Raw genomic sequence first — 23,224 nt, forward strand, 5'->3', positions numbered from 1 at the left:
AGGAGCATAAACTAAATGAAACGTATTGCTGTTTTGACTAGTGGTGGAGACGCCCCTGGTATGAACGCTGCCATCCGCGCAGTTGTTCGTCAAGCAATTTCAGAAGGAATGGAAGTTTTTGGTATCTATGATGGATATGCTGGAATGGTTGCTGGTGAAATTCATCCCCTAGATGCTGCTTCAGTAGGAGACATCATTTCTCGTGGTGGTACTTTCCTTCACTCAGCTCGTTACCCAGAGTTTGCTCAACTTGAAGGGCAACTTAAAGGGATTGAGCAATTGAAAAAACACGGGATTGAAGGCGTAGTGGTTATCGGTGGTGACGGATCTTACCACGGTGCTATGCGTTTGACTGAACATGGCTTCCCAGCTATCGGTCTTCCAGGTACAATCGATAACGATATCGTTGGTACTGACTTCACAATCGGTTTTGATACTGCGGTTACTACTGCTATGGACGCTATCGATAAGATTCGTGATACATCATCAAGTCACCGTCGTACTTTTGTTATCGAAGTTATGGGACGTAACGCAGGTGATATCGCTCTTTGGGCAGGTATCGCAACTGGTGCTGATGAAATCATCATCCCTGAAGAAGGCTTCAAGATGGAAGATATCGTAGCAAGTATCAAAGCTGGTTATGAGTGTGGTAAAAAACACAATATCATCGTCTTGGCTGAAGGTGTGATGTCAGCGGCTGAATTTGGTCAAAAACTGAAAGAAGCTGGAGATACAAGCGACCTTCGTGTTACAGAACTTGGACATATTCAACGTGGTGGTTCTCCAACTGCGCGTGACCGTGTTTTAGCATCACGTATGGGTGCTCATGCCGTTAAACTTCTTAAAGAAGGTATCGGTGGTGTTGCGGTTGGTATCCGTAATGAGAAAATGGTTGAAAACCCAATTCTTGGAACTGCAGAAGAAGGAGCATTGTTCAGCTTGACTGCAGATGGTAAGATTGTGGTTAACAACCCACACAAGGCTGATCTTGAACTATCTAGCTTGAATAAGAGCTTGTCATAATTTATAATTTAGTTAATAAGACCAAAAAGGTCATATATATAAAGGAGTCACAAAAATCATGAACAAACGTGTAAAAATCGTTGCAACTTTGGGACCTGCGGTAGAAATCCGTGGTGGTAAAAAATTCGGTGATGACGGATACTGGGGTGAAAAACTTGATGTTGAAGCTTCAGCTAAAAACATTGCTAAATTGATTGAAGCTGGTGCTAACACATTCCGTTTCAACTTCTCACACGGTGACCACCAAGAGCAAGGTGACCGTATGGCAACTGTTAAACTTGCTGAAAAACTTGCAGGTAAAAAAGTTGGTTTCCTTCTTGATACAAAAGGACCAGAAATCCGTACTGAATTGTTTGAAGGAGATGCAAAAGAGTACTCTTACACAACTGGTGAAAAAATCCGTGTTGCTACTAAGCAAGGAATCAAATCAACTCGTGATGTGATTGCATTGAACGTTGCTGGTGCTCTTGATATCTATGATGATGTTGAAGTTGGGCGTCAAGTTTTGGTTGACGATGGTAAACTTGGTCTTCGTGTGGTTGCTAAAGATGATGCGGCTCGTGAATTTGAAGTTGAAGTTGAAAACGATGGCGTAATTGCTAAACAAAAAGGTGTTAACATTCCTAACACTAAAATTCCTTTCCCAGCTCTTGCTGAACGTGATAACGATGACATCCGCTTTGGTCTTGAACAAGGTATCAACTTCATCGCGATTTCATTCGTACGTACTGCAAAAGACGTTAACGAAGTTCGTGCAATCTGTAAAGAAACTGGTAACGGACACGTTCAATTGTTCGCTAAAATCGAAAACCAACAAGGTATCGACAACTTGGATGAAATCATCGAAGCTGCTGATGGTATCATGATCGCTCGTGGTGACATGGGTATCGAAGTACCATTTGAAATGGTTCCAGTTTACCAAAAAATGATCATCAAGAAAGTCAATGCTGCAGGTAAAGTTGTTATCACTGCAACAAACATGCTTGAAACAATGACTGAAAAACCACGTGCAACTCGTTCAGAAGTATCAGACGTATTTAACGCTGTTATCGATGGAACTGACGCTACAATGCTTTCAGGTGAGTCTGCAAACGGTAAATACCCACTTGAGTCAGTAACTACAATGGCTACTATCGACAAGAATGCTCAAACTCTTCTTAACGAATACGGACGTTTGAACTCAGATTCATTCGAACGTAACTCTAAGACAGAAGTAATGGCTTCAGCTGTTAAAGATGCTACTAACTCAATGGACATTAAATTGGTTGTAACTCTTACTAAGACTGGACACACTGCACGTTTGATTTCTAAATACCGTCCAAATGCTGATATCTTGGCATTGACATTCGACGAATTGACAGAACGTGGCTTGATGTTGAACTGGGGTGTTATCCCAATGTTGACAGATGCTCCATCATCAACTGACGATATGTTCGAAATTGCTGAACGTAAAGCGGTAGAAGCAGGTCTTGTTGAATCAGGTGATGATATCGTTATCGTTGCTGGTGTACCAGTAGGAGAAGCTGTTCGTACAAATACAATGCGTATCCGTACAGTCCGCTAATCAAAATTGAAAAAGCCTATCATATCAAGCTTATAGCCTGTATGATGGGCTATTTTTTTGTCTATGGGGCACAACTTTTTACTTGATATTTAATGAGACAGTATCAAGTGAATCAATCACTGCTTGTTTCATGACATTTGTAATGTGAGTATAGATTACAGTTGTTTTTTATGGCTTACACAAGATACGCTGTCTTGTAGAAGCGAACGTAAAACAGATATTAAGTTTAAATACAGAAAAAACAACCCCCTGATGATTCAAGGAGTTGTCTATAGCTAGATTAGTTTTTTGAAGCTGCTTGGAATTCAGGATTTTTCCATGCTTCATCAATGATAGCTTGCAATTCTTTTGCAGATGCTTGCATTTTTTGAGTTTCTGCGTCGTTCAATGGGATGTTTACTGGACGAACGATACCGTGGGCACCAACGATAGCAGGTTGACCGATAAAGACGTTCTCAACTCCATATTGACCTTCTTGGAATACTGAAAGTGGAAGAACAGCATTTTCATCATCAAGGATAGCTTTTGTAATACGAGCAAGGGCTACAGCGATACCGTAGTATGTTGCACCTTTTTTGTTGATGATTGAGTAAGCAGCATCACGAACTGAGATGAAGAGTTCTACAAGGTCCGCTTCATCCAAGTCACGGTTAGCTTGCAACCATTGTTCCAATTTTACACCGGCAACGTTAGCATGTGACCAAACGGCAAACTCAGAGTCACCGTGTTCACCCATGATGTAGGCGTGGACTGAACGTGCATCTACACCAATTTTTTCAGCAAGTGCTTGACGGAAACGAGCTGAGTCAAGTGAAGTACCTGAACCGATAACGCGTTCTTTAGGGAATCCAGAGAATTTCCAAGTTGAATAAGTCAAGACATCTACTGGGTTAGCAGCAACAAGGAAGATACCATTGAAACCTGAAGCAACGACTTGTTCAACGATTGATTTGTTGATAGCAAGGTTTTTACCTACCAGGTCAAGACGAGTTTCACCTGGTTTTTGAGGAGCACCAGCCGTGATAACAACAAGGTCAGCGTCCGCACAGTCTTCGTACTTAGCAGCGTAGATTTTCTTTGGTGAAGTAAATGCAAGCGCATGGCTAAGGTCTTCAGCATCACCAACTGCTTTTTCAAACAATTGAGGGATTTCAATAATACCAAGTTCTTGTGCGATTCCTTGAGTAACAAGAGCGAAAGCGTAAGATGAACCTACGGCACCATCACCAACAAGGATAACTTTTTTGTGTTGTTTAGTTAGTGTCATTTGTCTAAACATCTCCTTAATTTTATTTAGGGATTTTCCCAGATAAATTCATTCTATCACTTTTAAAAAGCTTTGTCACGAATATGCCTTGCAGATCTTGATGTAAACGTTTTAGTAGGGTAGAAGGCTGAAATATAGGATACAATATGGTATAATATAACTGATTACTAATTGTGAAACGAGGCATTTATTAATGCAGGATAAAAATTTAGTGAATGTCAATCTGACAAAGGAGATGAAGACGAGCTTTATCGATTACGCCATGAGTGTTATCGTAGCGCGGGCGCTTCCTGATGTTCGAGATGGCTTGAAACCTGTTCACCGTCGGATTCTCTATGGAATGAATGAATTAGGTGTTACCCCAGACAAACCTCATAAAAAATCTGCTCGTATTACAGGGGATGTCATGGGTAAATACCACCCACACGGGGATTCCTCTATCTATGAAGCTATGGTTCGTATGGCTCAATGGTGGAGCTACCGTTACATGCTTGTAGATGGGCATGGAAACTTTGGTTCTATGGATGGTGATGGTGCTGCTGCCCAGCGTTATACTGAGGCACGCATGAGCAAGATTGCTCTGGAAATGCTTCGAGATATCAATAAGAATACGGTTGATTTCGTTGATAACTATGATGCCAATGAACGTGAACCCTTGGTCTTGCCTGCACGTTTTCCAAATCTTTTGGTCAATGGAGCAACTGGTATTGCCGTTGGGATGGCTACCAACATTCCTCCTCACAATCTAGGTGAGACCATTGATGCGGTCAAGCTCGTCATGGACAATCCTGAAGTGACTACCAAGGACTTGATGGAAGTCTTGCCTGGTCCAGATTTTCCAACAGGTGCTCTTGTCATGGGGAAATCAGGCATTCATAAGGCTTATGAAACAGGTAAAGGTTCTATTGTCCTCCGTTCTCGTACAGAGATTGAAATGACCAAGACGGGACGTGAGCGCATTGTTGTAACGGAATTTCCTTATATGGTCAATAAAACCAAGGTGCATGAGCATATTGTTCGCTTAGTTCAGGAAAAACGCATTGAGGGGATTACAGCAGTACGTGATGAGTCCAACCGTGAAGGTGTTCGATTCGTTATTGAAGTTAAACGAGATGCTTCAGCAAATGTTATCCTTAACAACCTCTTCAAGATGACCCAGATGCAAACCAATTTTGGTTTTAATATGTTGGCGATTCAAAATGGGGTTCCGAAGATTTTATCTCTTCGTCAGATTTTGGATGCTTATATTGAACACCAAAAAGAAGTGGTTATTCGTCGGACACGTTTTGATAAGGAAAAAGCGGAAGCGCGTGCGCATATCTTAGAAGGTCTCTTGATCGCACTCGACCATATCGATGAAGTGATTCGTATCATCCGTGCTAGTGAAACTGATGCGGAAGCGCAAGCCGAGTTGATGAGTAAGTTTAAGCTTTCTGAACGTCAAAGTCAGGCTATCCTAGACATGCGTCTTCGTCGTTTGACAGGTTTGGAACGCGATAAGATTCAGTCTGAGTATGATGATCTCTTAGCTTTGATTGCAGATTTGGCGGATATTCTTGCTAAGCCAGAGCGTGTTTCTCAAATCATCAAAGATGAATTGGACGAAGTTAAGCGTAAGTTTGGCGACCAACGTCGTACAGAGTTGATGGTCGGTGAAGTCTTAAGCCTCGAAGATGAGGATCTGATTGAAGAATCGGATGTCTTGATCACTCTTTCTAACAAAGGCTACATCAAACGTCTGGATCAAGCCGAGTTTACTGCTCAAAAACGTGGGGGTCGTGGTGTTCAAGGAACCGGTGTTAAGGATGATGATTTTGTTCGTGAGTTAGTGTCAACTAGCACTCATGATCATCTGCTCTTCTTCACAAATAAAGGTCGAGTCTATCGCCTGAAAGGCTATGAAATTCCTGAGTATGGTCGGACCGCTAAGGGATTGCCAATTGTCAATATTTTGAAATTGGATGAAGGCGAAAGTATTCAGACCATCATCAATGTTGAATCTGAACGCAGTGATGAAGCCTATCTCTTCTTCACAACCCGTCATGGTATCGTGAAGAGAACCAGCGTCAAGGAATTTGCTAACATTCGTCAAAATGGACTTAAAGCACTGAACCTCAAGGATGAAGATGAGTTGATTAATGTCTTGTTGACAGAAGAAGATACGGATATTATTATTGGGACCAAGTTTGGTTATGCAGTTCGCTTTAATCAATCAGCTGTTCGTGGCATGAGTCGTATCGCCACTGGTGTGAAAGGTGTTAATCTCCGTGAGGGAGATACAGTAGTCGGAGCGAGCGTAATTACTAACCAAGATGAAGTTCTTATCATTACTGAAAAAGGATATGGGAAGCGTACAGTTGCGACTGAATATCCAACAAAAGGTCGTGGTGGTAAAGGGATGAAGACGGCTAATGTAGCTGAGAAAAATGGTCCTCTATCAGGTCTTTTAACAGTTAAAGGAGATGAAGACTTGATGATTATCACTGATACGGGTGTCATGATTCGAACCAATGTTGCCAATATTTCACAAACAGGTCGCTCAACTATGGGAGTTAAAGTGATGCGCCTGGATCAAGATGCTAAAATTGTAACCTTTACTACGGTTGCAGCAGCAGAAAAAGAAGAAGTTGGGACAGAAAACGAAACAGAAGGTGAAGCATAATGTCTCATAAAAAGAATAAAAAGAAAACAAATCGTAAAAATTTACTAATCAATATTTTAGCAGGATTTTTGATTCTATTATCAATTGCTTTGATTTTTAATGCTAAACTGCGTGATATGGTTATGGTTTGGAATACTAATAAGTATCAAGTTAGTCAGGTCTCAAAAGAGAAATTAGAAGAAAATCAAGAAACCGAAGGAAATTTTGATTTTGATTCGGTCAAAGCAATTTCTTCTGAAGCTGTTTTAGCTTCTCAATGGGATACTCAAAAATTACCAGTTATTGGTGGAATTGCTATTCCTGAATTAGAAATGAATCTGCCAATTTTTAAAGGATTGAATAACGTAAATCTATATTATGGTGCAGGTACTATGAAGCGAGATCAAGTTATGGGGGAAGGAAATTATAGTCTAGCTAGTCATCATATTTTTGGTGTTGATAATGCTAATAAAATGTTATTCTCTCCTTTGGATAACGCTAAAAATGGTATGAAAATTTATCTAACTGATAAAAATAAAGTTTATACTTATGAAATACGTGAAGTCAAACGTGTTACACCAGATCGTGTTGATGAGGTTGATGATAGAGAAGGGGTCAATGAGATCACATTAGTAACCTGTGAAGACCTTGCCGCTACAGAACGTATTATTGTAAAAGGTGATTTGAAAGAAACAAAAGATTATTCACAGACATCTGATGAAATTCTAACAGCTTTCAATCAACCATATAAACAATTTAGTTAAGATAAGTCAGTGAAAAGATAATATCTGGAGAGGACAATCCATGTCTTCTCCATTTTATATTTAGAGCTATGAAAATTTGTTTATTGCAGTTGTTATAGTATATTGAAATAGAATCTGAACAAATTGATTAAGGAATTTAAAGCAATTTCTATAAATATTTTAGAAGAGATATTGTGCGATTCTAGACTCAATATAATATAATATTCTAAAAATCAAAAATATTAAGTTTAATGATGTTACTAGTAATCTTACTTGGATTTTGGAATACTTTCATTGAGGGATGGTGATGATTTTAGCTTTATCCTTAAGAAATGTTTTAAAGATAGATTGAAACAAAGGTGGAGGTTGTTGACTCTTTTTATACCATAACTAATAATACAAAGTGTGTAATCTTAAAGTAGATATAAATAGTTAAATTTTAAAAAAATTATTATTTCTTTACTTTTTATTTTATAATAACAAATATAAAGAGTTAGGGGATGTTTATGAGTTCTTCAGAGTTTATTTCGAAGATAGATTATTCTTGTCATAAGAAAGTCTTTTCAATCAAAGTAAGTTCAAGTATGCGATTCGTTCCATGTTTCCAGGTGCTTTTTTAACCTTTAGTACAGCAGCTGGAGCTATTGGTGCGGATTTATTAAACAGTATTATTCTAAGTAGTAGGTATTTTCTTTTCCCATTTGTTTTTGCTTGGGGACTTGTTTATATCGTTTTTCTAAATGCTGAGTTAGTTACATCCAACATGATGTACCTAACAGCAGGCGCATTTTTAAAAAAGATGGATTGGAAAAAGGCAGTAATCATTTTACTATACTGTACTCTATTTAATCTAATTGGTGCCTTGGTAGCTGGATGGGCCTTTGCTAACTCATCAGCATTTTCTCATCTGACCCATGATAGTTTCCTTCCTAATCTTGTAGCCAAGAAATTGGCGCGTCCAAGTGATTTAGTCCTGATTGAGGGAATTCTTGCCAATGTATTTGTAAATATTGCCATTCTTTCATCTATACTAGTCAAAGATGGTGCCGCCAAACTATGGATCATTTTATCAGCTATTTCCATGTTTGTCTTTTTGTCCAATGAGCACATTGCTGCCAATTTTGCTTCCTTTAGTATTATGAAATTCAGCATGATTGCTGATCAAGTACCTCATTTTGATTTGGTAAATATACTTCGACATTGGGGAGTAACCTTCATTGCTAACTTTATAGGTGGAGGACTTCTGATTGGTTTACCATATGCCTTTCTAAATAAGAATGAAGATACATATGTTGATTAAGAAGAGTTAGTGTATCAGGGAGAATCAGAACGATTCTCTCTTTTTCTTTTACAAAATAGGCTTGCAGAGAAAATCGTTTTTAAATTGTAACAATAAAATATATTAAATAGGGTAAAAGTTATGCTACTCAATCTCTAGATTCTGATAATTAAAAATTCTAAAAGTTTGTTATTAAAGTAATGTAAACGATTTCTAAAATTTTAAAATTTAGAAAAAATACAATTAGGAAAGGCTTTTCATTATATCTATTTTATGTTATAATTATCACAAATAAAAGTTTTAGGAGTTTATTATGGTTTCTTCAGAATTTATCTCAAAGATTGAATTTGCTTGCAAGAAGAAAGAAAGTCTTTATAACCAAAGCAAATTTAAGTATGCGATTCGTTCTATGTTTGCAGGTGCATTCTTAACTTTCAGTACAGCTGCTGGTGCAGTTGGGGCTGACTTGATTAATAAAATTGCACCAGGTAGTGGACGCTTCCTCTTCCCATTTGTCTTTGCTTGGGGATTGGCCTATATTGTTTTCTTAAATGCCGAGTTAGTAACCTCAAACATGATGTTCTTGACTGCTGGTAGTTTCTTGAAAAAAATCTCTTGGCGAAAAACAGCTGAGATTTTACTTTACTGTACCTTGTTCAACCTTATTGGAGCCTTGATAGCAGGTTGGGGATTTGCTCACTCAGCAGCCTATGCACATCTGACTCACGATAGTTTCATTTCAGGGGTTGTTGAGATGAAGTTAGGCCGTTCAAATGAATTAGTCTTGCTTGAGGCTATTTTGGCCAATATTTTCGTAAATATTGCGATTCTTTCATTTGTTTTGGTCAAAGATGGTGGTGCTAAACTATGGCTTGTGTTGTCAGCAATTTACATGTTTGTATTCTTAACAAACGAGCACATTGCGGCGAACTTTGCTTCTTTCGCGATTGTGAAATTCAGTGTTGCTGCTGATTCAATTGCTAACTTCGGTGTTGGAAATATGCTCCGTCACTGGGGAGTAACCTTCATCGGAAACTTTATCGGAGGAGGTCTCTTGATGGGTCTTCCATATGCCTTCCTCAATAAAAACGAAGATACTTATGTAGATTAAGGAAATGAGCACGATTGAATCGTGCTTTTTCGTTTTGTAAGAAGCAATAGCTACTCCTTATATCAAAATATAGAAAAGAGGTATTAGTCAAGATAGGTCGATAGTGCTACAATATCCTTAATGAAACTATATGGAGGTCGCCTTATGACTCGTGATTTTAAATTTGAAACTTTGCAACTACATGCTGGTCAAGTTGTGGATCCAGCTACCAAGTCTCGTGCAGTGCCAATTTATCAGACAACATCCTTCGTTTTTGACGATACGCAGGAAGGTGCTGATCTGTTTGCCTTGAGAAAACCAGGCAATATCTATACTCGTATTACAAATCCTACAACGGCTGCCTTTGAAGAAAGAATCGCTGCTCTTGAAGGTGGTGTCGGAGCGCTAGCAACAGCCTCAGGTATGGCAGCAGTGACTTATACGATTTTGGCTCTTGCTCATGCAGGTGACCATGTTGTAGCAGCATCAACTATTTACGGTGGGACTTTCAATCTCTTGAAAGAAACCCTTCCTCGTTATGGGATCACAACAACCTTTGTCGATGTTGATAATTTGGAGGAAGTAGAAGGAGCGATCAAAGACAATACCAAGCTTGTCTTGATTGAAACCTTGGGGAATCCCTTGATAAACATTCCTGACTTGGAAAAATTGGCTGAGATTGCGCATAAACACCAGATTCCACTAGTTTCGGATAATACCTTTGCCACACCTTACTTGATTAACGTCTTCTCTCACGGTGTAGATATTGCTATTCACTCTGCGACTAAGTTTATTGGTGGGCATGGTACGACTATTGGTGGAGTGATTGTCGATAGCGGTCGTTTTGACTGGGCGGCTTCAGGAAAATTCCCTCAATTTGTTGAGGAAGACCCAAGCTACCACAATTTGAGCTATACTCGCGATGTGGGGGCAGCAGCCTTTATTATCGCTGTTCGTGTTCAATTGCTTCGTGATACTGGGGCAGCTTTATCACCATTTAATGCCTTTCTCTTGCTCCAAGGACTTGAAACCCTTTCACTTCGTGTGGAACGTCATGTACAAAATGCAGAGAAAATTGTTGATTTTCTTGTAAACCATCCTAAGGTAGAAAAGGTAAATTATCCAAAACTTGCAGATAGTCCATATCATGCCTTGGCTGAGAAATACTTGCCTAAAGGTGTGGGTTCAATCTTTACCTTCCATGTCAAAGGTGGGGAGGAAGAAGCACGCAAGGTTATTGATAATTTGGAAATCTTCTCTGACCTTGCAAATGTGGCAGATGCTAAATCGCTTGTTGTCCATCCAGCCACAACCACTCACGGTCAATTGTCAGAAAAAGACCTAGAAGCAGCAGGTGTTACACCAAACCAAATCCGCTTGTCTATTGGTCTTGAAAATGTAGATGATTTGATTGAAGATTTGCGTTTGGCCTTGGAAAAAATTTAAAGTAAAAGAAGATAAACAGTGGGTTTCGACTCACTGTTTTTGATTTTCCCTCAGGCATGATATAATGGTTAAAGAAGTCTAGAAAGAGGAAAGTTATGAACGAAATCAAATGCCCTAACTGTGGGGAAGTCTTTACAGTAAATGAAAGTCAGTATGCTGAACTTTTGTCCCAAGTGAGAACGGCAGAGTTTGATAAGGAATTGCACGATCGCATGAAGCAGGAACTGGCCTTGGCTGAGCAAAAGGCTATGAATGAGCAACAGTCTAAACTAGCTCAAAAAGACCAAGAAATTGCGCAATTACAGAGTCAAATCCAAAACTTTGATACAGAGAAAGAATTGGCCAAGAAAGAGGTTGAACAGACAAGCCATCAGGCTTTATTAGCAAAGGACAAGGAAGTACAGGCCTTGGAAAACCAATTGGCAACCTTGCGTTTGGAGCATGAAAATCAACTGCAAAAGACTCTTTCTGAACTAGAAAAAGAACGAGACCAGGTTAAAAACCAGCTTCTTTTACAAGAAAAAGAAAACGAGCTTTCTCTTGCTTCAGTTAAGCAAAACTACGAAGCTCGACTCAAGGCAGCTAGTGAACAAGTCGAATTTTATAAGAATTTCAAAGCCCAACAATCTACAAAAGCTATCGGGGAAAGTTTGGAACACTATGCGGAAAGTGAGTTTAACAAGGTCCGTAGTTTTGCCTTTCCAAATGCCTACTTTGAAAAGGATAACAAGGTTTCTGCGCGTGGTTCTAAAGGAGACTTTATCTTCCGTGAATGCGATGAAAATGGGGTAGAAATCATTTCCATTATGTTTGAGATGAAAAATGAAGCTGACGGAACAGAGAAGAAGCACAAGAATGCGGATTTTTACAAGGAATTAGACAAGGACCGTCGGGAGAAGAATTGTGAATATGCGGTTTTGGTAACCATGCTTGAAGCTGATAACGACTACTTTAACACAGGGATTGTTGACGTCAGCCACGAGTATGAAAAGATGTATGTGGTTCGTCCTCAATTCTTTATTCAGTTGATTGGGCTTTTGCGAAATGCGGCGCTTAATTCCCTAAAATACAAGCAGGAACTAGCACTTATCCGGGAGCAAAATATTGATATCACTCATTTTGAAGAAGATTTGGATGCCTTTAAACAGGCCTTTGCTAAGAATTATAATTCAGCTTCGACCAACTTTGGTAAAGCTATTGATGAAATTGACAAGGCTATCAAACGGATGGAAGAGGTCAAAAAGTTCCTAACCACATCCGAAAACCAACTTCGCCTTGCAAATAATAAACTAGAAGATGTTTCAGTTAAAAAATTGACCCGAAAAAATCCAACCATGAAAGCAAAATTTGAAGCATTGAAGGGGGAGTAGAAAGCAAGAATGAACGGTATTATTAACTTAAAAAAAGAAGCGGGAATGACCTCGCATGATGCGGTTTTTAAACTGCGTAAGATTTTGGGAACCAAGAAAATTGGACATGGTGGGACCTTGGATCCGGATGTAGTGGGTGTTTTGCCCATTGCGGTTGGCAAGGCGACCCGTATGGTAGAGTTTATGCAGGATGAGGGCAAGGTCTATGAGGGGGAGATTACTCTCGGCTATTCAACAACGACTGAGGATGCCAGTGGAGAAGTGGTCGCAGAGACCCCTGTTTTGTCGCCCTTGGATGAAAGGCTTGTCGATGAAGCGATTGCTAGCTTGACTGGGCTTATCAAACAGATTCCGCCTATGTATTCGGCTGTTAAGGTCAATGGTCGCAAGCTCTATGAGTATGCGCGTGCTGGTCAGGAAGTGGAGCGTCCAGAACGTCAGGTGACCATTTATCAATTTGATCGAACAAGTCCGATTTCTTATGATAGCCATCTTGCACGCTTCACTTTTCGTGTGAAATGTAGCAAAGGAACTTATATTCGTACCTTGTCAGTTGACTTGGGAGAGAAACTTGGTTATGCAGCTCATATGTCACATCTGACTCGTACTAGTGCAGCCGGTTTACAGCTAGAGGATGCTCTTACATTGGAAGAAATTGCTTCAAAAGTGGAGGATGGTCAACTTGACTTTCTCCATCCTCTAGAGATTGGGACGGGGGATCTTGTCAAAGTTTTCCTAAGTCCAGAAGAGGCTACAGAAGTGCGCTTTGGTCGTTTTATAGAGCTAGACAAAACAGACAAAGAACTGGCTGCTTTTGAAGGCGATAAATTGTTAGCAATTTTAGAAAAACGGGACAATCTCTATAAGCCAAGAAAGGTTTTTAGCTAGTCTAACTGGGTGTAGGGATTGGAAATGTTTTCCTTAGACTATCCAAATCAGACTATAAATTTCCCAAAAATTGTGATAGAATAGACGAGGATAAAAAAACGGAGGATAGCATGCAAAATAGACCAATCATTATCGGAGTGACAGGTGGTTCTGGTGGAGGAAAAACCAGTGTTTCAAGAGCCATTTTATCGCATTTCCCTGATGAAAAGATTTCCATGATTGAGCATGATTCATACTACAAGGATCAGTCTCATTTGACTTTTGAAGAGCGTGTCAAAACCAACTACGACCATCCTTTTGCCTTTGATACAGACTTAATGATTGAGCAAATTAAGGAATTGTTGGCAGGGCGCCCGGTGGATATTCCGACTTATGACTATACAGAGCATACACGAAGCAGCAAGACCTATCGTCAGGAACCTCAAGATGTCTTTATCGTTGAGGGGATTTTGGTCTTAGAGGACAAGCGCCTGCGCGATTTGATGGATATCAAGATTTTTGTGGATACGGATGATGATGTGCGCATTATTCGTCGTATCAAGCGTGATATGGAGGAGCGTGGCCGTAGCCTTGATAGCGTTATTGACCAGTACTTAGGTGTAGTTAAACCTATGTATCACCAGTTTATCGAGCCAACCAAGCGTTATGCTGATATCGTCATTCCTGAGGGAGTCAGCAATACAGTTGCTATTGACCTTTTGACGACCAAGATTGCAAAGATTTTGGAAGAAGCTCGAAACAGCAAATAATCAGATGAGGAGGTCTTGCCTCCTTTTTCTATTTTTCCCTCATAATGGTACATAAATGGAGATTTTTAGGCATATTTTTGGTATAATAATACCCATGAAAGAGCAAGGAAATGAGTAGTAGGTGGAGATGGAAAAGTATTTATCGGTAACAACTTTGACCAAGTATCTGAAAATGAAATTCGATAAAGACCCTTACTTGGAACGGGTCTATTTAACTGGTCAAGTTTCCAACTTTCGTAAACGACCTACTCACCAATATTTCTCCCTAAAGGATGACCATGCAGTCATTCAAGCGACTATTTGGTCTGGGATTTATCAGAAATTAGGGTTTGACCTTGAAGAAGGAATGAAGATCAATGTGATTGGGCGTGTACAGGTCTATGAACCAAGTGGTAGCTACTCCATTATCATTGAAAAGGCTGAGCCTGATGGGGTTGGGGCGCTTGCGATTCAGTTTGAACAACTCAAGAAAAAATTGACAGAAGAAGGCCTATTTCAAGAACGCTTCAAGCAACCTCTGCCCCAATTTTCTAAGAGAATTGGTGTGGTGACCAGCCGTAGTGGAGCCGTTATTCGAGATATTATCACGACTGTCAGCAGGCGCTTTCCAGGTGTCAATATCCTTCTCTATCCGACTAAGGTGCAAGGTGAAGGCTCTGCGGAGGAAATTGCTCGAAATATTGCGCGTGCCAATCAACGTGACGATTTGGATTTGCTGATTATTGGTCGTGGTGGCGGTTCCATCGAGGATCTCTGGGCCTTTAACGAAGAAATTGTGGTACGAGCTATTTTTGAGTCTCGTTTACCAATCATTTCTAGTGTGGGGCATGAGACGGATGTGACCTTGGCAGATTTTGTGGCAGATCGACGGGCTGCGACGCCGACAGCAGCGGCTGAACTGGCAACACCTGTGACCAAGTTGGATCTATTAGCTCATTTGCAAAATCAGGAAAAACGGATGGCAACGGCAGTTCGAAATGTGCTATCTAAGAAACAAGAAGCTTTGAAAAAATGCAGTCAGTCTGTTATCTTTAGACAGCCAGAGCGTTTGTATGATGGTTATTTGCAACGCTTGGATCAACTGCAACTGCGCTTAAAACAAAGTTTGCGAACACGGATTTCTGATAACAAACAGATAGTACAAGCAAGGACGCATCGACTGGTACAATTATCACCTGTTACCAAAATCCAACGTTATCAAGATCGTCTAGGTCAGTTGGATAAGCTCTTACGTAGCCAAATGGCGCTGGTTTATGATGCCAAGGTTGCTGAGGTCAAAAGATTATCAGAAGCCTTACTGATGTTGGATACTAGCCGAATTGTGGCACGTGGTTATGCTATTGTCAAAAAAGAAGAGTCCGTTGTAGATTCGGTTGAGAGTTTGAAGAAAAAAGACCAAGTGACGCTTTTGATGCGAGATGGTCAAGTAGAATTAGAGGTTAAAGATGTCAAAACAAAAGAAATTTGAGGAAAATCTAGCAGAACTGGAGACCATTGTCCAAAGTTTGGAAAATGGTGAAATTGCTCTGGAAGATGCGATTGCTGCCTTTCAAAAGGGCATGGTCTTGTCAAAAGAGCTCCAAGCGACGCTGGACAAGGCTGAAAAAACCTTGGTTAAGGTCATGCAAGAAGACGGAACAGAAAGTGATTTTGAATGAAAAAGCAAGAAAAATTAGCTCTTGTCGAGTCGACTTTGGAAGATTTTTATGGAGACCAGCAGTTTGCTTCTAGTTTGCGAGAGTCTGTTCTCTATTCCATTCATGCTGGTGGCAAGCGTATTCGACCTTTTCTCTTGTTAGAAGTTTTGGAAGCCTTGCATATTGCCATCAAACCTGCTCACGCGCAGGTGGCAGCTGCCTTGGAAATGATTCATACAGGGAGTTTGATTCACGATGATCTTCCTGCCATGGATGATGATGATTACCGTCGAGGGCGGTTAACCAATCACAAGAAATTTGGCGAAGCAATGGCCATTTTGGCAGGAGATGCCTTGTTCCTAGATCCCTATGCCTTGATAGCGCAGGCAGATTTGCCAAGTCAGATCAAGGTGGACTTGATTGCCAACTTATCGCTGGCTTCAGGTAGTTTGGGCATGGTGGCAGGGCAGGTTTTGGACATGGAGGGTGAACACCAGCACCTGTCTTTGGAAGAACTCCAGACCATCCATGCCAATAAGACTGGAAAACTACTAGCCTTTCCCTTCCAAGCGGCTGCTATTATTGCTGAATTGGCTCCTGAAATGCAGGCAAAGCTGAAAACTGTTGGTGAATTGATTGGGCTTGCTTTTCAGGTCAGAGACGATGTGCTGGATGTGACCGCTAGTTTTGAGGAAATCGGTAAGACACCACAAAAGGATCTACAGGCAGAAAAATCAACCTATCCTGCTTTGTTGGGCTTGGAAGAAGCCATTGCCTTTTGTAACCAGACTTTGGATCAAGCTAATGCAAAATTAGAAGAAATTGCCCAACAGGTTCCCTTTGAAATAGAATCGATTGTAAGTGTAGTAGAAAGTTTGAGAATCAATGGCTAAGGAAAGAGTGGATGTACTAGCTTATAAACAGGGCTTGTTTGAAACGAGAGAGCAGGCCAAGCGCGGTGTCATGGCTGGTCTAGTTGTAGCAGTCCTTAATGGAGAACGGTTTGACAAACCAGGAGAGAAAATTCCAGATGACACCGAGTTAAAACTCAAGGGTGAAAAACTCAAGTATGTCAGCCGTGGTGGCTTGAAATTAGAAAAGGCCTTGCAGGTCTTTGATTTGTCAGTGGAAGGAGCTACAACGATTGATATCGGGGCCTCTACTGGAGGTTTTACCGATGTCATGTTGCAGAATGGTGCTGAACTTGTCTTTGCAGTTGATGTCGGTACCAATCAGTTGGCTTGGAAACTACGCCAGGACCCGCGAGTTGTCAGCATGGAGCAGTTTAATTTCCGCTATGCAGAAAAGACTGATTTCGAAAAAGAACCGAGCTTTGCCAGTATTGATGTGAGTTTCATTTCCCTCAGTCTGATCCTTCCAGCCTTGCACCGTGTGTTGGCCGAGCAAGGTCAAGTTGTGGCTCTGGTTAAGCCTCAGTTTGAGGCAGGACGTGAGCAGATTGGGAAAAATGGAATCATTCGTGATGCCAAGGTCCATCAGAATGTCCTTGAATCTGTCACAGCTATGGCAGTAGAGGAAGGCTTTTCAGTCCTTGGATTGGACTTTTCTCCTATCCAAGGTGGGCATGGAAATATTGAATTTTTAGCGTATTTGAAAAAAGAAGAGTCAGCAAGTAATCAGGTTCTTGCTGAGATTGAAGAAGTAGTAGAGAGGGCGCATAGTCAATTTAAAAATGAATAAAAAAGAGAGACTTGAAAAAATTAGACGATTTGTGACAGATTATCAAATCGGTACGCAAGAAGAAATCGTAGAACATTTGAAAGAGGCAGGGATCACTGCTACTCAGGCAACGGTATCACGGGATATCAAAGAACTAGGTATTGTCAAAATTCCTTTGAGAGACAACACCTATGTCTATGAATTGCCAAAATCAATCGTAAAAAGTTTGCAACTGGCTGAAGACAATATCGAATCGGCAGAATTGATGGAAAAGATGATCAATCTCCAGGTTATCCCAGGAAATACGGCTTTTGTAAAAGCTCAGTTAATTGAGACTTTTGCGGACAAGATTTTTAGCTGTTTAGCTGATGATAGCTCGATTTTAGTCATTGCCAGAAGTGAAAGTCTAGCTGAGGAAATCTTTGAACAAGTAAAAAATTGGTAGGTCTATATGTTACTTGAAATTTCGATAAAAAACTTTGCCATTATTGAGGCTATTTCCCTCAATTTTGAAAAGGGAATGACTGTTCTGACCGGTGAAACAGGTGCAGGGAAGTCGATTATCATTGATGCCATGAATATGATGTTGGGAGCTCGTGCGACGACAGATGTTATTCGTCACGGTGCGCCAAAGGCAGAGATTGAGGGGCTTTTCTCCGTTGAGAATAGTCGCCTTTTGCAGGAAATTTTTGATGAGCAAGGTTTAGAATTGGGTGATGAAATTATCATCCGTCGGGAAATTTTGCAAAATGGTCGTAGTATCAGCCGTGTGAATGGTCAGATGGTCAATCTGTCTGTTTTGCGTGCTATTGGGCAACACCTTGTAGATATCCATGGTCAGCATGACCAAGAAGAGTTAATGCGTCCTCAACTGCATATTCAAATGTTGGATGAATTTGGCGATGTGGCTTTTTGGGACTTGAAAGAAACCTATCAAACGAGTTTTGATGCCTATCGAAAAATGCGCAAGCAGGTTCTGGAAGTCAAGAAAAACCAGCAGGAACACAAGACACGTATCGAAATGTTGGAATTTCAAATGGCAGAAATTGAGGCAGCAAACTTGCAAGCAGGGGAAGACTTGACTCTCAATCAAGAGCGAGATAAACTCCTCAACCATAAAAACATTGCTGATACGTTGACTAATGCCTACAGTATGTTGGACAATGAAGAGTTTTCAAGTCTGACCAATGTTCGTTCAGCCATGAATGACATGGAAAGTGTTGAAGAGTATGATCCTGAATACCGTGAAATTTCAAGCTCTCTGTCTGAGACCTACTATGTCTTAGAAGATATTAGCAAGCGTCTGGAAGCTATTATTGAGGACCTTGATTTTGATGGCAATCGTCTCATGCAGGTTGAGAATCGTTTGGACCTCCTTCATACCATTACCCGTAAGTATGGTGGGACTGTAGACGATGTCTTGCTTTATTTTGCCAAGATTACGGAAGAATACAATCTCTTGACAGGTAATAACCTTTCGTCTGAGGACATGGAAGCAGAGCTTAAGAAGTTGGAAGTTAATCTTGTTGATTTGGCAGGCCAGCTTGCATCTGCTCGTCATGACTTGGCTCAGCAGCTCGAAGCTGAGATTAAACAAGAACTGCAGGACCTCTATATGGAAAAAGCCCAGTTTCAAGTTCGTTTTAGCAAGGGCAAATTCAGCCGTGAGGGAAATGAAATGGTTGAATTTTACATTTCAACCAACCCTGGCGAAGATTTTAAACCCTTGGTCAAGGTTGCGTCTGGTGGGGAATTATCTCGTCTCATGCTAGCCATTAAGTCTGCCTTTTCACGTAAAGAAGGCAAGACCAGCATAGTCTTTGATGAGGTGGATACAGGAGTTTCAGGCCGTGTAGCTCAGGCTATTGCACAGAAGATTCACAAGATTGGCCAGCATGGTCAGGTTCTGGCTATTTCCCATTTGCCACAAGTGATTGCGATTGCGGATTATCAATTCTTTATTGAGAAGATTAGCAATGAGCATTCAACGGTTTCGACTGTTCGTCTCTTGACGGTTGAAGAGCGCGTGGAAGAAGTTGCCAAGATGTTGGCAGGTGATGATGTGACGGAAGCAGCCCTGACGCAAGCCAGAGAATTGTTGAGAAACAGGGAGAAATAAGATGACAGACTATTATGTAATTGGAGATGTTCATGGAAAAGCTGGGATGCTAGAAGACCTTCTCAAAACATGGGACGGTCAGACTCAGTTGCTCTTTCTAGGGGATTTGATTGACCGAGGTGAGGATAGTCGCCTTGTCCTAGAGATGGTTAAGGACTTAGTCGATAATAAAGGGGCAATCTGTTTGTCAGGAAATCACGAGTATATGTTTTTGACTTGGCTCGATGACCCAGAAGAAAGCTATGACCACTATCGTCGCAATGGTGGAGATACAACCATTAACTCTATCCTAGGTCGTCCCTTGGATGCACCAGTTGATGGAGTAGAAGATGCCAAGTGTGTCGCTACTGAAGCGGCAGATTTGGTCGAATTTATTCGTCAAATGCCATTTGTGGTAGAGACAGACAAGTATATCTTTGTTCACGCAGGTATTGACTTGACCTTGGATGACTGGCATGAAACCACAGATTATAAAAAAGTCTGGCTCAGAAAACCATTCCATGAAGCCGAAAATCATACTGGAAAAACCATTGTCTTTGGTCATACACCAGTTTATGGTTTGTTGAAGCAAGACCGAGGTACAGCTGAACTTTGGACTACAGAAGATGGCAAGATTGGCATGGACGGAGGAGCTGTTTATGGTGGTGTCCTTCATGGGATTGTCTTTACTGACCAAGGAATGACAGAACACCACTTTATCGAAAATGACGGCTTTGTTGCTGAAGATTAGTACTCCTAGCAGGGTATGGTCTTGTCAAAATATCAAAAACAATTTATAATAAATAGATACCCTGAAAGGAAGAGAATCATGAACTTAGAAGAATTGAAAAAACGACAGGAGAAGATCCGTAACTTCTCTATTATCGCCCATATTGACCACGGAAAGTCGACTCTTGCAGACCGCATTTTGGAAAAGACTGAGACGGTTTCTAGTCGTGAAATGCAGGCCCAGCTTTTGGACAGCATGGATCTAGAGCGGGAGCGTGGGATTACCATTAAACTCAATGCCATCGAGCTGAATTATACTGCTAAAGATGGGGAAACTTATATTTTCCACTTGATAGATACACCTGGGCACGTGGACTTTACCTATGAAGTTTCACGTTCGCTCGCTGCCTGTGAGGGTGCTATTTTGGTGGTCGATGCTGCCCAAGGAATTGAGGCTCAAACCCTTGCCAATGTTTATCTTGCCTTGGACAATGATTTGGAAATCATGCCAGTCATTAATAAAATTGACCTGCCAGCTGCAGATCCTGAGCGCGTGCGTACAGAGATTGAAGATGTCATTGGTTTAGATGCCAGCGAAGCAGTCTTAGCATCAGCAAAAGCTGGTATCGGTATCGAAGAAATTCTTGAGCAAATCGTAGAAAAAGTGCCAGCGCCAACAGGTGATGTGACGGCGCCACTCAAAGCCTTGATTTTTGACTCTGTTTATGATGCTTACCGTGGGGTTATCCTCCAAGTGCGTGTTATGGATGGAGTGGTTAAACCTGGTGATAGGATTCAGCTTATGAGCAATGGCAAGACTTTTGATGTTACGGAAGTTGGTATTTTCACACCAAAAGCAGTTGGTCGTGATTTCCTTGCGACTGGTGACGTTGGTTATATTGCGGCTTCTATCAAGACGGTTCAGGACACTCGTGTGGGGGATACCGTTACCTTGGCGACCAACCCTGCGGCAGAGCCCTTACATGGTTACAAGCAGATGAATCCTATGGTATTTGCAGGTCTTTATCCAATTGAGTCAAACAAGTACAATGACCTACGTGAAGCCCTTGAAAAATTGCAACTGAATGATGCCAGCTTGCAGTTTGAACCAGAAACATCTCAGGCCCTTGGATTTGGTTTCCGTTGTGGTTTCCTTGGACTTCTCCATATGGATGTTATCCAAGAACGCTTGGAACGTGAGTTTAATATTGACCTTATCATGACAGCTCCGTCTGTTATCTATAAAGTCAATCTGACAGACGGCGAGTCTATGGATGTGTCTAACCCGTCTGAGTTCCCAGACCCAACTAAGATTGCGACCATTGAAGAACCATATGTTAAAGCGCAAATCATGGTACCACAGGAGTTCGTCGGAGCAGTAATGGAGCTGGCTCAGCGCAAGCGTGGGGACTTTGTGACGATGGATTATATCGATGATAACCGTGTCAATGTTATCTATCAAATTCCACTGGCTGAAATCGTCTTTGACTTCTTTGATAAGCTTAAGTCTTCAACTCGTGGTTATGCAAGCTTTGACTACGAATTGTCAGAATATCGCCCATCTAAGTTGGTGAAAATGGATATCCTTCTCAACGGAGACAAGGTGGATGCCCTCAGCTTTATCGTTCACAAGGATTTTGCTTACGAACGTGGAAAACTCATCGTTGATAAGCTCAAGAAAATTATCCCTCGTCAACAATTTGAAGTTCCAATCCAAGCCGCAATTGGACATAAGATTGTGGCTCGTACAGATATCAAGGCCCTTCGTAAGAACGTACTTGCTAAGTGTTACGGTGGTGACGTTTCTCGTAAACGTAAACTCCTTGAAAAACAAAAAGCTGGTAAGAAACGTATGAAAGCTATAGGATCAGTAGAAGTACCACAAGAAGCTTTCCTCAGCGTCTTGAGTATGGATGAAGAATAAGTTGTCATAATTATTTTTCCTTGTTTACAGGAAATTTATATAAGAATCAATAGTAAAGCAGACTAAAATGGTCTGCTTTTTTTCTATTCTGGAACATAAGAAATGTTTTGGATGTTTGTTTAATTGTTTGTTTTTACATAACAAACTATAAAAACAACAAAAATATAAAAAAAGAGACAAAAAAGAACAGAAAAATATTGACAACGGTTTCATATAGTGTTATACTTATAGCATAAAGTTAATGGAAAGAAGGGAAAACCTTATGGGATTAGATCATTTCTTTGACAAAAACCTTGTGTTTTGCTTAGAAGCGGATAATCAAGAACAACTCTTTGATCAGGTTGCAACTTTATTGGAAGAACGAGAAATCGTAACTCCAACCTATCGTGAAGCCTTGATCACGCGTGAAAAGTCATTTCCAACTGGTTTAGATATGGAATTTTTAGGTAAGGATTTGCCGAATGTGGCTATTCCTCATACAGATATTGTTCATAATCTAGCTGAAAAAGTTGTGGTAGTTCGATTAGAAAAACCAGTGACTTTCCACAATATGATTGCGCCAGATAAGGAAGTAGAAGTATCCTTACTCTTCTTTATCATTAATAACTCAAGTTCAAGTCAAACGAACATTCTTGCTCAGTTGATGGACTTCTTTACTGGAAATGGTCATCTTGAAGACCTATCAAAAATTTCAGAACCTGAAGCTCTCTATGCTTATATAGCTGAAGCAACAGCTTAATCTTGTCAATAAAAAATATTAAATCGGAGGAAATCCATATGATTAAAATTCTTGCTGCCTGCGGTGCAGGTGTTAACTCAAGCCACCAAATTAAAAGTGCTCTTGAAGAAGAACTTTCAAACCGCGGTTTTGATGTTCACTGTGATGCAGTAATGGTCAAAGACGTTAATGAAGACCTTATCAAAGGTTATGACATCTTCACACCAATTGCTGCTACAGATCTTGGTTTTGATCCAGGTATTCCAGTTATCGAAGCTGGACCAATCTTATTCCGTATCCCAGCTATGAGTGCTCCAGTATTTGACAATATTGAAGCAGCCATTAAAGAACACGGGTTAAGCTAATTCTAATTTGTTA

General features: G+C 40.7%; 20 protein-coding genes and 1 pseudogene. 20 read left to right on the forward strand and 1 reads right to left on the reverse strand.

The features are described 5' to 3' along the window. The first annotated feature begins 15 nt into the window (after nucleotides 1–15). Nucleotides 16–1,023 carry a 6-phosphofructokinase gene (gene pfkA, locus ACORHU_RS04270; RefSeq protein WP_020900675.1) on the forward strand — a complete coding sequence of 336 codons (1,008 nt, stop codon included), beginning with the start codon at nucleotides 16–18 and terminating at the stop codon, nucleotides 1,021–1,023. Between the two features lie 58 nt (nucleotides 1,024–1,081). Beyond that, a complete protein-coding gene (pyk, locus tag ACORHU_RS04275) occupies nucleotides 1,082–2,587 on the forward strand; it encodes a pyruvate kinase (protein WP_061088094.1) in 1,506 nt (501 codons plus the stop codon). A 280-nt stretch (nucleotides 2,588–2,867) separates the two neighbouring features. Here pyk and ACORHU_RS04280 read toward each other — a convergent pair whose 3' ends face one another. Next, entirely contained in the window at nucleotides 2,868–3,854 is a 987-nt protein-coding gene (locus ACORHU_RS04280; RefSeq protein ID WP_049539154.1) for an L-lactate dehydrogenase, read from the reverse strand. 193 nt (nucleotides 3,855–4,047) lie between these two features. Here ACORHU_RS04280 and gyrA point away from each other — a divergent pair, with 193 nt between their 5' ends. From gyrA to ACORHU_RS04370, 18 genes and pseudogenes are all read left to right on the forward strand, one after another. Beyond that, complete coding sequence (gene gyrA / locus ACORHU_RS04285) at nucleotides 4,048–6,516, forward strand: DNA gyrase subunit A (RefSeq protein WP_153225892.1); 2,469 nt, start codon at nucleotides 4,048–4,050, stop codon at nucleotides 6,514–6,516. After that, on the forward strand, nucleotides 6,516–7,259 hold the full coding sequence (locus tag ACORHU_RS04290) for a class A sortase (protein ID WP_020900678.1): 744 nt from the start codon (nucleotides 6,516–6,518) through the stop codon (nucleotides 7,257–7,259). Before gyrA ends, ACORHU_RS04290 begins: the two co-directional genes overlap by 1 nt. 485 nt (nucleotides 7,260–7,744) lie before the next feature. Next, a pseudogene (locus ACORHU_RS04295) lies at nucleotides 7,745–8,538 on the forward strand (formate/nitrite transporter family protein). Nucleotides 8,539–8,830: 292 nt separating this feature from the next. Next, entirely contained in the window at nucleotides 8,831–9,628 is a 798-nt protein-coding gene (locus ACORHU_RS04300) for a formate/nitrite transporter family protein (protein ID WP_153225891.1), read from the forward strand. A 144-nt stretch (nucleotides 9,629–9,772) separates the two neighbouring features. Beyond that, nucleotides 9,773–11,053 carry an O-acetylhomoserine aminocarboxypropyltransferase/cysteine synthase family protein gene (locus ACORHU_RS04305; RefSeq protein ID WP_153225890.1) on the forward strand — a complete coding sequence of 427 codons (1,281 nt, stop codon included), beginning with the start codon at nucleotides 9,773–9,775 and terminating at the stop codon, nucleotides 11,051–11,053. A 95-nt stretch (nucleotides 11,054–11,148) separates the two neighbouring features. Beyond that, entirely contained in the window at nucleotides 11,149–12,423 is a 1,275-nt protein-coding gene (locus ACORHU_RS04310; protein ID WP_434365002.1) for a DUF2130 domain-containing protein, read from the forward strand. Between the two features lie 9 nt (nucleotides 12,424–12,432). Further along, a complete protein-coding gene (gene truB / locus ACORHU_RS04315) occupies nucleotides 12,433–13,311 on the forward strand; it encodes a tRNA pseudouridine(55) synthase TruB (protein ID WP_153225889.1) in 879 nt (292 codons plus the stop codon). A 110-nt stretch (nucleotides 13,312–13,421) separates the two neighbouring features. Further along, nucleotides 13,422–14,060: a uridine kinase gene (gene udk / locus ACORHU_RS04320; protein WP_001181376.1), complete on the forward strand. Its 639-nt coding sequence runs from the start codon at nucleotides 13,422–13,424 to the stop codon at nucleotides 14,058–14,060. A 127-nt stretch (nucleotides 14,061–14,187) separates the two neighbouring features. Then, nucleotides 14,188–15,528 carry an exodeoxyribonuclease VII large subunit gene (xseA, locus tag ACORHU_RS04325; RefSeq protein WP_434365004.1) on the forward strand — a complete coding sequence of 447 codons (1,341 nt, stop codon included), beginning with the start codon at nucleotides 14,188–14,190 and terminating at the stop codon, nucleotides 15,526–15,528. Beyond that, a complete protein-coding gene (locus ACORHU_RS04330) occupies nucleotides 15,506–15,718 on the forward strand; it encodes an exodeoxyribonuclease VII small subunit (RefSeq protein WP_000043226.1) in 213 nt (70 codons plus the stop codon). The genes xseA and ACORHU_RS04330 overlap by 23 nt, the downstream gene beginning before the upstream one ends. Beyond that, nucleotides 15,715–16,590: a polyprenyl synthetase family protein gene (locus tag ACORHU_RS04335; protein WP_000743842.1), complete on the forward strand. Its 876-nt coding sequence runs from the start codon at nucleotides 15,715–15,717 to the stop codon at nucleotides 16,588–16,590. The genes ACORHU_RS04330 and ACORHU_RS04335 overlap by 4 nt, the downstream gene beginning before the upstream one ends. Further along, complete coding sequence (locus tag ACORHU_RS04340) at nucleotides 16,583–17,398, forward strand: TlyA family RNA methyltransferase (protein WP_261029261.1); 816 nt, start codon at nucleotides 16,583–16,585, stop codon at nucleotides 17,396–17,398. The genes ACORHU_RS04335 and ACORHU_RS04340 overlap by 8 nt, the downstream gene beginning before the upstream one ends. Further along, a complete protein-coding gene (locus tag ACORHU_RS04345; RefSeq protein ID WP_001034402.1) occupies nucleotides 17,391–17,822 on the forward strand; it encodes an arginine repressor in 432 nt (143 codons plus the stop codon). The genes ACORHU_RS04340 and ACORHU_RS04345 overlap by 8 nt, the downstream gene beginning before the upstream one ends. A gap of 6 nt (nucleotides 17,823–17,828) precedes the next feature. Further along, nucleotides 17,829–19,496, forward strand: coding sequence for a DNA repair protein RecN (gene recN, locus ACORHU_RS04350; RefSeq protein WP_434365008.1), 1,668 nt, complete (start codon nucleotides 17,829–17,831; stop codon nucleotides 19,494–19,496). Between the two features lies 1 nt (nucleotide 19,497). Then, nucleotides 19,498–20,226, forward strand: a complete 729-nt coding sequence (locus tag ACORHU_RS04355) for a metallophosphoesterase family protein (protein WP_153225887.1) — start codon at nucleotides 19,498–19,500, stop codon at nucleotides 20,224–20,226. A gap of 78 nt (nucleotides 20,227–20,304) precedes the next feature. Beyond that, nucleotides 20,305–22,128: a translation elongation factor 4 gene (gene lepA / locus ACORHU_RS04360; RefSeq protein WP_033680178.1), complete on the forward strand. Its 1,824-nt coding sequence runs from the start codon at nucleotides 20,305–20,307 to the stop codon at nucleotides 22,126–22,128. A 262-nt stretch (nucleotides 22,129–22,390) separates the two neighbouring features. Then, nucleotides 22,391–22,867 carry a PTS sugar transporter subunit IIA gene (locus ACORHU_RS04365; protein WP_000521980.1) on the forward strand — a complete coding sequence of 159 codons (477 nt, stop codon included), beginning with the start codon at nucleotides 22,391–22,393 and terminating at the stop codon, nucleotides 22,865–22,867. A gap of 38 nt (nucleotides 22,868–22,905) precedes the next feature. Then, nucleotides 22,906–23,211, forward strand: a complete 306-nt coding sequence (locus ACORHU_RS04370; protein ID WP_000590547.1) for a PTS sugar transporter subunit IIB — start codon at nucleotides 22,906–22,908, stop codon at nucleotides 23,209–23,211. Nucleotides 23,212–23,224 lie beyond the last annotated feature (13 nt).

This window comes from Streptococcus sp. KHUD_015, assembly GCF_051106265.1.
In the GTDB taxonomy this organism is placed as follows: Bacteria; Bacillota; Bacilli; order Lactobacillales; family Streptococcaceae; genus Streptococcus.